This window comes from Bradyrhizobium sp. USDA 241, assembly GCF_049739505.1.
GTDB lineage: Bacteria > Pseudomonadota > Alphaproteobacteria > Rhizobiales > Xanthobacteraceae > Bradyrhizobium > Bradyrhizobium liaoningense.
This window is the reverse complement of the sequence record NZ_JBMGPZ010000005.1, coordinates 3,282,541-3,295,643: the sequence shown is the minus strand read 5'-3', so window position 1 is coordinate 3,295,643 and position 13,103 is coordinate 3,282,541. Positions and strand designations below refer to the sequence as shown.

The 13,103-nt window shown below is 65.8% G+C and carries 11 protein-coding genes; 6 read left to right on the top strand and 5 right to left on the bottom strand.

Going from position 1 to position 13,103, the window contains the following annotated elements:
• The first annotated feature begins 327 nt into the window (after positions 1 to 327).
• Entirely contained in the window at positions 328 to 1,887 is a 1,560-nt protein-coding gene (locus ABIF91_RS37755) for a beta-(1-6) glucans synthase (protein WP_424579703.1), read from the top strand.
• Here ABIF91_RS37755 and ABIF91_RS37750 read toward each other — a convergent pair.
• The 3 genes from ABIF91_RS37750 to ABIF91_RS37740 form a co-directional block, all read right to left on the bottom strand.
• Positions 1,847 to 2,227, bottom strand: coding sequence for a hypothetical protein (locus ABIF91_RS37750; protein ID WP_028178746.1), 381 nt, complete (start codon positions 2,225 to 2,227; stop codon positions 1,847 to 1,849). The two genes, ABIF91_RS37755 and ABIF91_RS37750, sit on opposite strands and share 41 nt — an antisense overlap.
• A gap of 96 nt (positions 2,228 to 2,323) precedes the next feature.
• The gene (locus ABIF91_RS37745; RefSeq protein WP_028178747.1) at positions 2,324 to 2,764 is read right to left on the bottom strand and encodes an MgtC/SapB family protein; all 441 of its coding nucleotides are present in this window, start codon (positions 2,762 to 2,764) and stop codon (positions 2,324 to 2,326) included.
• 134 nt (positions 2,765 to 2,898) lie between these two features.
• Positions 2,899 to 4,269: a hypothetical protein gene (locus tag ABIF91_RS37740; RefSeq protein WP_028178748.1), complete on the bottom strand. Its 1,371-nt coding sequence runs from the start codon at positions 4,267 to 4,269 to the stop codon at positions 2,899 to 2,901.
• A gap of 175 nt (positions 4,270 to 4,444) precedes the next feature.
• On the opposite strand from ABIF91_RS37740, the gene glmU reads away from it, so the two are divergent.
• The gene (gene glmU / locus ABIF91_RS37735; protein WP_028178749.1) at positions 4,445 to 5,800 is read left to right on the top strand and encodes a bifunctional UDP-N-acetylglucosamine diphosphorylase/glucosamine-1-phosphate N-acetyltransferase GlmU; all 1,356 of its coding nucleotides are present in this window, start codon (positions 4,445 to 4,447) and stop codon (positions 5,798 to 5,800) included.
• 7 nt (positions 5,801 to 5,807) lie between these two features.
• Here glmU and ABIF91_RS37730 read toward each other — a convergent pair whose 3' ends face one another.
• Positions 5,808 to 6,026, bottom strand: a complete 219-nt coding sequence (locus ABIF91_RS37730; RefSeq protein ID WP_035673956.1) for a hypothetical protein — start codon at positions 6,024 to 6,026, stop codon at positions 5,808 to 5,810.
• A 220-nt stretch (positions 6,027 to 6,246) separates the two neighbouring features.
• On the opposite strand from ABIF91_RS37730, the gene glmS reads away from it, so the two are divergent.
• From glmS to panE, 4 genes are all read left to right on the top strand, one after another.
• On the top strand, positions 6,247 to 8,073 hold the full coding sequence (gene glmS / locus ABIF91_RS37725; RefSeq protein WP_424579702.1) for a glutamine--fructose-6-phosphate transaminase (isomerizing): 1,827 nt from the start codon (positions 6,247 to 6,249) through the stop codon (positions 8,071 to 8,073).
• Between the two features lie 89 nt (positions 8,074 to 8,162).
• On the top strand, positions 8,163 to 8,933 hold the full coding sequence (locus tag ABIF91_RS37720) for a DUF502 domain-containing protein (protein ID WP_028178752.1): 771 nt from the start codon (positions 8,163 to 8,165) through the stop codon (positions 8,931 to 8,933).
• A 101-nt stretch (positions 8,934 to 9,034) separates the two neighbouring features.
• On the top strand, positions 9,035 to 9,892 hold the full coding sequence (locus ABIF91_RS37715) for an NAD(P)-dependent oxidoreductase (RefSeq protein ID WP_028178753.1): 858 nt from the start codon (positions 9,035 to 9,037) through the stop codon (positions 9,890 to 9,892).
• A gap of 77 nt (positions 9,893 to 9,969) precedes the next feature.
• Complete coding sequence (panE, locus tag ABIF91_RS37710) at positions 9,970 to 10,899, top strand: 2-dehydropantoate 2-reductase (protein WP_424579701.1); 930 nt, start codon at positions 9,970 to 9,972, stop codon at positions 10,897 to 10,899.
• Here the strand turns inward: panE and recG are convergent.
• Positions 10,896 to 13,004, bottom strand: coding sequence for an ATP-dependent DNA helicase RecG (gene recG / locus ABIF91_RS37705; protein WP_028178756.1), 2,109 nt, complete (start codon positions 13,002 to 13,004; stop codon positions 10,896 to 10,898). The two genes, panE and recG, sit on opposite strands and share 4 nt — an antisense overlap.
• Positions 13,005 to 13,103: the final 99 nt, after the last annotated feature.

The following is a 13,103-nucleotide window of genomic DNA, read 5'->3' as shown; positions in this document are numbered from 1 at the left end:
GTCTGAAATCGTATCATCGGTCATGGCGGGCGTGGCGTTCGCGGTTGAAGGTGATGGGGTGGCTTCGCAACCGAATCCTACGCCGCATCAGCGCTTTACACCACGCTCGCCAGCCTCTCAGGCGCCCTCTCGCGAATAAGACGGGCTAGACCACGGCTGAACGGCCGCAGCGAAATTCCGCAGGGCGAGGAGCAGGTCGGTCGCCTGTTACCCCTTGGCAGAAGGCCTGCGAGCAGGTAATCGACGGACCCTTCGCGGAGGACGGAACCGATTTCACTTCGTACGCCACTGGCGCTTCTGCTCGTTTCATTGGGTGCGATCGCTGCCGTGTGGTGGTGGCTTGCCACGCCGATCACGCTCGCGCGCGCCCCGATCGACCCCGCCGACAAGGTCCAGTGCGTCTCCTACGCGCCGTTCCGCGGCGAGCAGACGCCTCTGGAGTCGTGGACCCATATCGAGGCCGACCAGATCGAGCAGGACCTGCGCCAGCTCGGGCAGATCACCGACTGCATTCGCACCTATTCGATGGAGAACGGGCTCGACCAGGTGCCGGCGGTTGCCGCCAAGGTCGGCGGGCTGAAGGTGCTCCAGGGCATCTGGCTCTCCAGCAACCGCACCAAGAATTTCGAGCAGGCCGCGCTCGCCGTTCGCCTCACCAAGGAATTCCCCGACATCATCAGCGCGGTGATCGTCGGCAACGAGGTGCTGCTGCGCGGCGAGATGACGACGGCGGACCTCATCTCGATCATCCGATCGGTGAAGGCGCAGGTCAGCGTGCCCGTCACCTATGCCGATGTCTGGGAATACTGGCTGAAGAACCGCGAGGTCTATGACGCCGTCGACTTCGTCACGATCCACATCCTGCCCTATTGGGAGGATTTCCCCGTCAGGGCGAAATTCGCCGCCGCCCATGTCGGGGCGATCCGCGAGCGCATGGCGGTGGCGTTTCCCGGCAAGGAGATCCTGATCGGCGAGACCGGCTGGCCGAGCGAGGGCCGGATGCGCGACGGCGCGCTGCCGTCGCGGACCAACCAGGCGCGCGTCGTCTCGGAAATCCTGAGCCTTGCGAAGACACAGAAGTTCCGCGTCAACCTGATCGAGTCCTACGACCAGCCGTGGAAGCGCAAGCTGGAAGGCACCGTCGGCGGCTATTGGGGCCTCTACGACTCGGTGCGGCGAAACCCGAAATATCCGCCCGGCCAGCCGATCAGCAATTTCCCGTACTGGAAATGGTACATGGGCGCCGGCATGGGCCTCAGCGTGCTGGTGTTCGCGGTCGCGATGATCACGCTGCGCCGGCGGCCGTGGACGCCGCGCTTTTCGGCCTGGCTCGGCGTCGGCATCTCGGCGACGACGGCGGGCATCCTGCTCGGCATCGGCATCGACAAGATGTACTATGAGAGCTACGGCATTGGCGGCTGGCTGCTGTGGGGCGCGCTGCTGCTCGCCGGCATCCTGTCCCCGATCTTCTGCGCGCAGGCGATGGTGATCGGCCGCAGCCTTCCGACCTTCCTCGATCTGCTCGGCCCGCGCGAGGGCCGGAAATGGTCGAAGCTCACCGCGGTGCTCGGCCTGACGCTGGCGGTGACGGCGGTGATCGCGGCGCAGACCGCGCTCGGCTTCGTGTTCGACCCGCGCTACAAGGATTTTCCCTACGCCGCGCTGACGATGGCGGTGGTGCCGTTTGCGCTGCTGATGCTGAACCGGCCGCAGATCGGCCAGCGTCCGATCGCGGAAGCGGTGTTCGCGGGCGTGCTGACGCTTTCGGCCGCCTATGTGCTGGTCAACGAAGGCCGCGACAATTGGCAGTCGCTGTGGACCTGCGCGATCTATCTGTTGTTCGCCCTCACGCTGTGGCGGGCGCGGGCCGAGCAAACCCAAGAATGAACAGGCCGATCGCCAGGCCCGACAGCACGACGTTGTAGAGCACGATGCCGAGGCCGGCGGCGACGATGCCGACGGTGAGCAGGACGATCGACGGCCGCATCAGGTTCAGCGTCGCCACCACCAGCGCGACGATGCCGAACACCGAATTCTTGAACAGGACGGTCGCAACCGAACGCGCCTTGCAGATCGCAGTCTGCAGGCCGGCGTCGCAGGCAAGCGCGACCGTCGAGAGCTCGATGCCGAGATAGCGCAAGTAACTGGCATAGCCGACGGAGACGAAGCCGACGACGATCAGGAACTGCACCTGGTAGGGCGTGAGGCGAAAGGGCTTTTTTGTCATGGGCGCAATATGGTCGGGATGGCGCGGGCAGGCAACAGGGCAGGCGATGTTTCCGCTGATCCGATATGGGGCGGATGTGTCCTGCCGACGCCAGGACTATTTCAACCCCAGCCGGCGCTCGACCCAGCCCAGAACGAACAGCACGAGCAACGTCACCGCGATGGCTGCGCCGACGAGCAGCCAGGCTCCCAACGCGCAGGCAATGCCGAGGCCGGCCGCGATCCAGACCGTTGCGGCCGTGGTGAGGCCGTGCACCGTCTTCGCCTTGGCGTCGTGCAGGATGACGCCGGCCCCGATGAAGCCGACGCCGGTCAACACGCCGGCAACGACGCCCTGAATGACCCTTGAGATCGCATCCGGGTGGTCGCGCAGGTTCTGGAACTCGATCACGGAGATCGAAACCAGCGCCGAGCCGAGCGCCACCAGCGCCAGGGTTCGCATTCCCACCGGCTTGTCGTTCATGTCGCGATCGATGCCGATCAACAGCCCTGTTCCAGCCGCGACGAGAAGCCTCAAGACATCATCCAGCTCGTTCATCGAAACCCACGAGTTCGGGAGCAGGCGACATTTGGATTGCGCCGGAAACGACTACAAGCTTGCTGCGAAAGAGCGGCTCACGTCCAAGCGTCCGTTGGTCGCATGTCCGCAGCTTCCGTTCGGGGCGGAGGCGTTTACCGTCTGAAGAACGACGACAGCGTCGATCCCGCAGACGTCGATGCGGCCTCCGGTTTCGCCGGTGCCGGCGCCGGCTGCGCCACGGGAGCGGGCGCGGGCTCCTCGCGCTTCGATCGTTTCGAGGAGTAGTTGCGGCGGCGCTGCGGCTTCTCGGGCTTTGCGCTCGGCGCAGCTTCGGCTTGCGGCACCGCGTCCTGATTCTTCTCCGGGCTCTTCTCTTGAACCCTGTCTTGAGTTTTCTCTTGAGCCTTTTCCTGGCTCTTCTCCTGCCCCTTTTCCTGGCCGCCACGCATCGACAAACGCTGACCATCGAACACGGTGGTCTCGCAGTGACGGTCGTTCTCGGCGAGGCTCGCGCAGAATTTTGCGGCGACGGCGGCGTTGACCAGGGGGCCGGCCCCCAAGCGGAGCTGCATGCCGAGGCCGGTGGTGCCTTCCTTGATCATGATGATCGGCCGCAGCGCCGCGATCTCCGGATTGGACTTCGTCAGGCCGCGCCAGAGCGCGCGCAGCCCGTCGATCGAGTTGGCGCCGCCGAGATCGATCGCGAAACGCGTCTGCTGAACCGCGATCGCAGGGGATTCGTTCTCGGCTGCTTCCGGTGGCTTTGGTGCTGCCGCAACGACCTCGGCCGGGGCGGGCGCCGGCTCGGCTTTCTTCTCGGCGGCCTTCTCAGCTGCCTCGGGTTGAATCAGTTTCGATGCGGACGAATCCGGCGGCGCCAATAGCGGTTTCGACGGCACTAGCGGAATGGCCGGCAGCGCCGGGTTCATTGCCGGCGTCTGTTGCACGAGCGAGGCGGCGGCCGCGGTCTGCGGCGGTGGGCTCGGCGGCTCCTTCGGCGCTTCCTTCTGAGAATCCTTGGCGGCTTCGGTGCGCGGCTTGTCGTTTGCCGGAGCTGGGGTCGAGGCGACCGGCGCGACGCTGGGAGCTGCGAGCGCTGGGTCCTGCGGCTTCGCGCCCTGCTGCGGCGTGGCGGTCTGCTTTGCAATGGCGCCCGTGACGGAATCGAGCCCTTGCTCCAGCACGGTGACGCGCGAATAGAGCCGGTCGCGATCCGTGTTCAGCGTCTCGATGGCGGCGGCGAGCCGGCGGGCCTCGTTCTGGCTCTCCTTGGTCAGCATCTGGAGCCGGTCGGCCTGGCGCGCGAGATCGGTGGCGGCAGCCTGGTCGCGCCGCCAGCCGAGCTGGGCCTGGTTGGCCATCACCGCGATGACGACCGCGCCCACGGCCGCTACACCCCACGAGCCCAGCCGCCACATCACGCGACGGTCGAACGCGCTTTCCTCCGCCAAAAGTCCGGAGAACAGCCCGCCGGTCTCCTTGGTGCCGAAGGCATCCGCCAGTCGGTCGGAATCCTTTGCCATGTACGTTAAGTGCCCAGCCCCGGTCCGGGCTTCCCCGAATCAATCAGGGAACATTAACAGGAAAAGCGCCTCGCACTTGAATTCCGGGCGTTTGCGGGGGTAGCAAGGCGATAGCTTCTGAGAAAGCTCGCTGCCCGTCGCGCCAATCGATTCGGCAATATCTGACAGGATCTCGATGACCGCCCGTTCCAGCCTCACGATCGTGCTCGCCGCCGGTGAAGGCACGCGCATGCGATCGAGCCTGCCGAAGGTGCTGCATCAAGTAGCTTCGCAGACGCTGCTCGCCCACGTGCTCGCCGCCGCACCGAAGGGAGCCGGCACCTCGCTCGCGGTCGTGATCGGCCCCGATCACCAGGCGGTCGCGGATGAAGCGAGGCGCATCCGCCCCGACGCGCTCACCTTCGTGCAGAGCGAACGCCTTGGCACCGCGCACGCGGTGCTGGCGGCGCGCGAGGCGATCGCGCGTGGTCTTGACGATCTCCTCATCGCCTTCGGCGACACGCCGCTGATCTCGGCCGAGACCTTTGCGCGGCTGCGCGCGCCGCTCGCCAGCGGCGCCGCGATCGCCGCGCTCGGCTTTCGCGCCGCCGATCCGACCGGCTACGGCCGATTCATCGTCGAGGGCGACCGCCTGGTCGCGATCCGCGAACAAGCCGACGCCAGTGCGGATGAGCGCAAGATCGATCTGTGCAACGCCGGCGTGATGGCGATCGACGGCCGCCGCGCGCTCGACATCCTCGGGCAAATCGGCAATGCGAACTCCAAGGGCGAATATTATCTGACGGACGCAGTCGAAATCGTCCGCGAAAAGGGATGGGAGTCCGTGGTGATCGAGACCAGCGAGGACGAGGTGCGCGGCATCAACACCAAGGCGCAGCTCGCCGAAGCGGAAGGCGTAATCCAGGCGCGCTTGCGCAAGGCGGCGATGGAGGCCGGCGTCACACTGATCGCGCCGGAGACGGTTTATCTCTCCGCGGACACGGTGTTCGGCAAGGACGTGACCATCGAGCCGTTCGTGGTGATCGGCCCCGGCGTGTCGATCGCGGACGGCACCGTGATCCATTCCTTCTCGCACATCGTGCAGAGCACGCTCGGCAAGAACGTCTCGATCGGTCCCTATGCGCGGCTTCGTCCCGGCACCTCGCTCGGCGACGGCGCGCGCATCGGCAATTTCGTGGAGACCAAGGCGGCGACGCTGGAAGCCGGCGTCAAGGTCAACCATCTCTCCTACATCGGCGATGCCACCATTGGCGCCAACTCCAACATCGGCGCCGGCACCATCACCTGCAACTACGACGGCTTCAAGAAGCACAGGACGGTGATCGGGCAGGGCGCGTTCGTCGGCACCAACTCGTCGCTGGTCGCGCCGGTGACAATCGGCAAGGGCGCCTATATCGGCTCCGGCTCGGTGATCACGAAGGATGTACCCGACGACGCGATGGCGCTGGAGCGCAGCCAGCAGGTCATCAGGGAAGGCGGCGCGGCGCGCTATCGCGAGATGAAGACGGGTGGCAAGAAGCCGGAGAAGTAGGCGTTTGCTATTCGTCGTCGGCGAATTCGGAGAAGATGGCGCGGGTCAGGCGCCAGCCGCGCGGCTTGGCGCGCTTCACCGGCTCGCCTTGCGAATGCTTGACGAAGACAGGCTTGCTTTCCTTGCCGCGCTGGGGAGGCGGCCAATGCGCAAGGTGTGTGCCCGTGGTCTCGCTGGCGCGGACGGACATCGATGACAGGCCTTTGCGGTCGGACGAGCCCTTCATGATCTTGTGTCTCCTGGGGGGAAATCGTTGGCTAAACCTGTTGACAACAAGTTAATGCGCGCGGTTTAAGGCCGGCCAATTCGACGCAGGCGAAGCGCAGGGCGCCCGGTGCTGTCTCAATCGGCAATAATTATTGAGTATCTGGTTCGCGGGGAATTTCGCTAAAAACTGAACGCGTCGTTTAGGCGATTTTTCGACGATTTGGGGGATAGTGATCCGCATGTGCGGGATTGTCGGCATTCTCGGGCGCGAGCCGGTTGCAGAGCAATTGGTGGATTCGCTCAAACGTCTTGAATATCGCGGCTATGATTCCGCGGGCGTCGCCACGCTCGAAGGTGCGCACCTCGAGCGCCGCCGTGCCGAGGGCAAGCTGAAGAACCTGGAGAAGCGGCTCGAAGCCGAGCCTCTGAAGGGCACCACCGGGATCGGCCACACGCGCTGGGCCACCCACGGCAAGCCGACCGTCAACAATGCCCATCCGCACGCGACCGAGCGCGTCGCCGTCGTTCACAACGGCATCATCGAGAATTTCCGCGAGCTGCGCGAGGAGCTCGAGAAGAAGGGCACGGTGTTCCACACCGAGACCGACACCGAGATCGTGCTGCATCTCGTCGACGATCTGCTCACACGCGGCAACAAGCCGGTCGAAGCCGTCAAGCTGACGCTGGCGCGGCTGCGCGGCGCCTTCGCGCTCGGCTTCATCTTCTCCGGCGACAACGACCTCATGATCGGGGCCCGCAACGGACCGCCGCTGGCGATCGGCTACGGCGACGGCGAGATGTATCTCGGCTCCGACGCCATCGCGCTCGGCCCGTTCACCGACACGATCAGCTATCTCGAAGACGGCGACTGGGTCGTATTGACCCGCAAGAGCGCGACGATCTTCGACAAGGACGGCTACACCGTCCAGCGCGACAAGGTCAGGCACGCCGCCTCGACCTCGCTGGTCGACAAGGCCAATTACCGCCACTTCATGGCAAAGGAGATCCACGAGCAGCCGGAAGTGGTCGGCCACACGCTGGCGCGCTACGTCGACATGGCGACCGAGCGCGTCGCGCTGCCGGTCGAGCTTCCGTTCGACTTCAAGACCGTCCAGCGCATCAACATCACGGCGTGCGGCACCGCGAGCTATGCCGGCTTCGTCGCGAAGTACTGGTTAGAATGCTTTGCGCGCGTGCCGGTCGAGGTCGACGTCGCGTCGGAATTCCGCTACCGCGAGGCGCCCTTGCGCAAGGGCGATCTCGCCATCTTCATCTCGCAGTCTGGCGAGACCGCCGACACCCTAGCCGCGCTGCGCTATGCCAAGGCGCAAGGCGTGCACACGGTCGCCGTCGTCAACGTGCCGACCTCCACGATCGCGCGCGAGAGCGAGACCGTGCTGCAAACGCTGGCGGGACCGGAGATCGGCGTCGCCTCGACCAAGGCTTTCACCTGCCAGCTCATGGTGCTGGCAAACCTTGCGATCGCGGCCGGCAAGGCGAGAGGCGAATTGTCCGACGAGGACGAGACCAGGCTGGTCCATGGCCTCGTCGAGGTCCCGCGCCTGATGGCAGACGCGCTCACCACCGAGCCCCAGATCGAAAAGCTCGCGCACCGGATCGCCAAGTCGCGCGACGTGCTCTATCTCGGTCGCGGCACCAGCTTCCCGCTGGCGCTCGAAGGCGCGCTGAAGCTGAAGGAGATCTCCTACATCCACGCCGAAGGCTATGCCGCGGGCGAGCTCAAGCACGGGCCGATCGCGCTGATCGACGAGACCATGCCGGTCGTCGTCATCGCGCCCCACGACCGGGTGTTCGAAAAGACCGTCTCCAACATGCAGGAGGTTGCCGCGCGCGGCGGCAACATCATCCTGATGACGGACGCCAAGGGCGCCGCGGAGGCGACCGTCGAGTCCCTCGTCACCATCGTCATGCCCGACATGGCGGCGGCCTTCACTCCGATGGTCTACGCAGTCCCCGTGCAACTGCTCGCCTATCACACGGCGGTCGTCATGGGCACCGACGTCGACCAGCCTCGCAACCTCGCCAAATCGGTGACCGTGGAATAGGCAAAACGGACATCGGTCGGTCGCTTCGTGGTCTTCCAAAACCTGCTAGAAGACCCTAGCTTGTTGCTAGCGACCGACCTGGAACCCGAATGACCCCCCGCGACGACGCGCCTGCGCCTCTTGATCCCGTCCCGGAACCGCATACCGGCCTGATGGGCCGCTTCCGCAATTATTTCCTCACCGGCCTCGTCGTGACCGGGCCGATCGCGATCACCCTGTATCTGGTCTGGTGGTTCGTCACCTGGGTCGACGGCGTGGTCCGGCCCTTCGTGCCGCTGGCCTACCGACCCGAAACCTATCTGCCCTACGTCATTCCCGGCTGGGGACTGGTTGTCGCATTCTTCACGCTGACGCTGGTCGGCTTCCTGGCAGCCAATCTGATCGGCCGGACGCTGGTCGACGTCGGCGAGACGTTTCTGGGCCGGATCCCGGCGGTGCGTGCCATCTATCGCGGCCTGAAGCAGGTGTTCGAGACGCTGTTCTCGGGCAAGGGCTCGAGCTTCCGCAAGGTCGGCCTCGTCGAGTTTCCCTCGCCGGGCATGTGGTCGATCGTGCTGATCTCGCAATCGCCGAACGAGGACATCGCGCGCAGCCTGCCGGGCCAGGAGGAGCACGTCTCGGTGTTCCTGCCGTGCTCGCCGAACCCGACCACGGGATTTTTCTTCTATGTCCCGAAGAGCAGGATCATCGAGGTCGATCTCAGCACCGAAGACGCCGCGACGCTGATCATGTCGGCCGGCGTGGTGCAGCCGGGCTCGGCACCCGATCCGAAGAAGGCGGCGGCGCTTGCCGGTGTGGCGAATGCCGCGCGCATCGCCAATGCCTCCAAGCTCCAGCCCGAACCTGCGAAGGCGGAGTAGGGCCATTCCCCCGCGGGATGGCCGCATTCACGCAGGCGTTTTCGTCATCTGCTAGTCTCGGATTGACCGAGCGCTTCGCTCGGAATGATTTGGAGTGCATGATGTCCAAGACCATTGCGATCCTCGCCCCCGGTGCCATGGGCAGCGCCGTGGCCCGCCGACTCAACGAACATGGCGCGCGCGTGCTGACCTCCTTGAAGGGACGCAGCGAGGCGACGCTCAAACGCGCGGCAGATGCCGGCATGGTCGGCGCCGAGGACGAGGCGATCGCTGAGGCCGACATCATCCTCTCGATCGTGCCGCCGGGCGAAGCCGTCGCGCTGGCCGAACGCCTGGCGTCGCTGATCGTCCGGCGCGAGAAGAAGCCGGTTGTCGTCGACTGCAACGCCGTCAATGTCGATACGGTGCAAAGGATCGAGGAGATCATCGGCTCGGCGCAGGCACCGTTCGTCGACGCCGGCATCATCGGATTTCCGCCGCAGCCCGGCGGCAAGAGCCCGGCCTTCTACATGTCCGGCGAGCACGCCAAGGAGGTCGCCGTGCTGAAGGACCTCGGCCTCGACGTGCGGATCGTCGAAGGCCCGGTCGGCGCGGCCTCTGCGCTCAAGATGTCCTACGCCGGTATCGTCAAGGGCCTCGCCGGCATCGGCTCGGCCATGGTGATCGCGGCAACGAAGGCCGGCGCGGCCGATGCGCTGCGCGACGAACTCGCGCTCAGCCAGCCGGCGATCCTGGCGCGGCTCGAAGTGGCGTTGCCCGACATGATCCCGAAGGCCTATCGCTGGGTCGCGGAGATGCGGGAGATTTCCGGCTTCCTAGGCCCGGATCATCCCGCCAGCCAGATCTACGAGGGCTTTGCGCGGTGGTTCGAGCATCTCGCCGAGGATGCGAAGGGCGAGGCGGTGGATGCGGAACTGATGAAGGCATTCGCAGAAAAGAGCGCAAAGAAGAAAGTCTAGCTGTCGGCCTCTCGCAATCAGCTTGCCGTTCCGGCAGGGCAATGGCTGAATGGTCGACGCATGCAATGGGAGTTCGAATGAGAGTGCTGGTGATCGGCGCAGGGGCGCTCGGAGGCTATTACGGCGCTTGCCTCGTCCGAGCAGGCCGCGACGTGACCTTCCTGGTGCGCGAGAAGCGGGCCGAGCAATTGCGGCGGAACGGACTGCAGGTCGTGAGCCCGCACGGCGACTTCGTGGTGCAGCCGAAGATCGTTCTGGCCGGCGATCTCAGGGAGGCCTTCGACGTCGTGCTCGTCGGCGTGAAAGCCTACTCGCTCGATGACGCGATGAGCCAGTTTGCGCCCGCCGTCGGCCCCCACACGATGATTCTGCCGATCCTGAACGGGTTGAAACACATCGACGCTCTCACCTCCAGGTTCGGCGCCGCTCGCGTCCTCGGCGGACTCGCGAATGTCAGTGCGGGGCTCGATGCGGAGGGCCGGGTCGTTCAGTTCATGGCCAACCAGACGATCGTTTTCGGCGAAATCGAGGGTTCGCTGAGCGAACGTGCGCTCGGGCTGGAGACGCTGCTCCAGGTCCCCGGCATCGACGTGCGTGCCAGCGAAGCCATCATGCAGGACATGTGGGAGAAGTTCGTCCAGCTCTCGACGCTCGCCGGCATCACCTGCCTGATGCGCGCGAGCATCGGAGACATCCTGGCCGTCCCCAACGGCGAGCAATCCATTTTCCGCCTGTTCGCCGAATGCTGCGCCGTTGCGACGGCCTCCGGTTTTGAGCCGCGCGCGCCGTTTATCGAGTTCGACCGAAAACTGTTTACGACCCTGGACTCGCCGCTCAAGGCCTCGATGCTGCGCGACATCGAGCGCGGCTCGATCACCGAGGCAGAGCACATCCTGGGCGATATGGCCAATCGCGCCCGTGCGCTCGGCATCGACACGCCGCTGCTGGATCTCGCCCGCGCGCATGTGGCGGCTTACGAAGTCGGACGGCGACGGGCGGCAGGCTAACCCGCCCCGATCAGCGGGATCGCCTCGTCCCGTTCGTACAGATACAACAGGCACCGCAGCGCCTCGCCGCGCTCGCCCTTCAGCTTGGGATCGTCCTTCAGGATGCGCAGCGCCTCGTCGCGGGCCTGGGTGATGAGCTGGCCGTGAACCTCCGAGCGCGCGATGCGGTAACCGGGCAGGCCGCTCTGGCGTACGCCGAGCACGTCGCCTTCGCCGCGCAGCTTCAAATCTTCCTCGGCGATGCGGAAGCCGTCGGTGGTCTCGCGGATGACCTTTAGCCGTGCCTTCGACATCTCGCCGAGCGGCTCGCCATAGAGCAATATGCAGGTCGACGCTTCCGAGCCGCGGCCGATGCGGCCGCGCAGCTGGTGCAGCTGGGCAAGGCCAAAGCGCTCGGCGTTCTCGATCACCATGATGGTTGCGGCCGGCACGTCGACGCCGACCTCGACCACGGTGGTCGCGACGAGGAGTTCGATCTCGTGGGCGGCGAACTGGCCCATGACGCGATCCTTCTCGGTGCCCTTCATCTGGCCGTGAACGAGGCCGACACGCTCGCCGAAACGTTTCTGCAGGCTCTCGAAACGTTTGGTCGCATTGGTCAGGTGCTCGGTGCCCTCGGCTTCGGATTCCTCGACCAGCGGGCAGATCCAGTAGACCAGCTTGCCGGTTTCGAGCGCGCGGCCGACACCGTCCATCACCTCACCGAGCCGGCTCATGGCGACGGCGCGGGTGTCGATCGGCTGGCGGCCGGCGGGCTTTTCGCGCAGCTCGGAGATGTCCATGTCGCCGAAATAGGTCAGCACCAGCGTGCGCGGGATCGGCGTCGCGCTCAGCACCAGCACGTCGACGGCTTCGCCCTTGGACGTCAGCGCAAGCCGTTCGCGCACGCCAAAGCGGTGCTGCTCGTCGACGACGGCGAGCGCGAGATCATGGAAGATCACGTCGTCCTGGATCAGTGCATGGGTGCCGACGAGCAGGTCGATCGCTCCCTCGGCGAGCCGGGCGATGATCTCGCGTCGCTCCTTGCCCTTTTCCCGGCCGGTGAGGATGGCGACGCGCATGCCGGCGCGCTCGGCGAGCGGGGCGATGGTCCTGATGTGCTGACGCGCCAGAATTTCCGTCGGCGCCATCAGCGCGGCCTGCTTGCCGACCTCGGCGACGGCGGCGGCCGCGAGCAGCGCCACCACGGTCTTGCCGGAGCCGACGTCGCCCTGGAGCAGCCGCAGCATGCGCACCGGCTGCTTCAGGTCGTCGGCAATGGCCGCCGCGGCGCTGCGCTGGGACGGCGTGAGCGCGTAAGGAAGGGCGTCGATGATCTTGTTGCGCAGGTGTCCGTCACCGGCATTGCGCACGCCGGCGGGGCGGCGCAGCTGCGCACGGATCAGCGCGAGCGCGAGCTGGCCGGCCAGCAGCTCGTCGAAGGCGAGGCGCGACCAGAACGGCTGGTCCGGCAATATGTCGGTCAGCTCGACCGGCTGGTGCACGCGATTGAGCGCGTCCGCGATCGGCGGGAAGTGGCAGCGTCGCAGCACCTCAGGGCTGATCCACTCCGGCAAGGCAGGAAGCTTCTGCAATGCCTGCGCGATCGCGCGGCGGAGCGAGCCGAGCGCGAGGCCTTCGGTCAGAGGATAGACCGGATCGATGCCCGACAGTTTCGAGATCGCCTCCTCGTCGAGCACGCGGTCCGGATGCACGATCTGCGGGATGCCGTCATACATCTGGAGCGTGCCGGAGACGTAACGCTTCTCGCCGACCGGCAGCAGTTTTTCGACATAGCCGGGCTTGGCGCGGAAGAACGTGAGCACGACATCGCCGGTGTCGTCGCTGGCGTAGACGAGATACGGCGCGCGCGCATTGCGTGGCGGGGGCGGGCGGTGGCGATCGACGGTGACTTCCAGCGTCACCATGGTTCCAACGGCTGCGTCGCGGATCTTCGGCCGGGCCCGGCGGTCGATGACCTGGCTCGGCAGATGCAGCAGCAGGTCGACCAGCCGCGGCGTCTCGCTCCGGCTGAGCAGGTACTGCAACAGCTTGTCCTGCTTCGGACCGACGCCGGGCAGGCTGGTCACGGGAGCAAACAGCGGATTGAGCAGGCTGGGGCGCATCAGTGGAATCTAAGATTGTTCCTGGCCGTCATGCCCGGCTTTATGCCGGGCATCCACGTCTTTTTTGCAGCCCCACGTGGATGGCCGGGACGAGCCCGG

Coding starts and splice junctions, on each gene's coding strand:
- ABIF91_RS37715 (WP_028178753.1), top strand. CDS start 9,035: ATGTCCAAGACCATTGCGATCCTCGCCCCCGGTGCCATGGGCAGCGCC.
- glmS (WP_424579702.1), top strand. CDS start 6,247: ATGTGCGGGATTGTCGGCATTCTCGGGCGCGAGCCGGTTGCAGAGCAA.
- panE (WP_424579701.1), top strand. CDS start 9,970: ATGAGAGTGCTGGTGATCGGCGCAGGGGCGCTCGGAGGCTATTACGGC.
- ABIF91_RS37730 (WP_035673956.1), bottom strand. CDS start 6,026: ATGAAGGGCTCGTCCGACCGCAAAGGCCTGTCATCGATGTCCGTCCGC.
- recG (WP_028178756.1), bottom strand. CDS start 13,004: ATGCGCCCCAGCCTGCTCAATCCGCTGTTTGCTCCCGTGACCAGCCTG.
- ABIF91_RS37750 (WP_028178746.1), bottom strand. CDS start 2,227: ATGACAAAAAAGCCCTTTCGCCTCACGCCCTACCAGGTGCAGTTCCTG.
- ABIF91_RS37745 (WP_028178747.1), bottom strand. CDS start 2,764: ATGAACGAGCTGGATGATGTCTTGAGGCTTCTCGTCGCGGCTGGAACA.
- glmU (WP_028178749.1), top strand. CDS start 4,445: ATGACCGCCCGTTCCAGCCTCACGATCGTGCTCGCCGCCGGTGAAGGC.
- ABIF91_RS37740 (WP_028178748.1), bottom strand. CDS start 4,269: ATGGCAAAGGATTCCGACCGACTGGCGGATGCCTTCGGCACCAAGGAG.
- ABIF91_RS37720 (WP_028178752.1), top strand. CDS start 8,163: ATGACCCCCCGCGACGACGCGCCTGCGCCTCTTGATCCCGTCCCGGAA.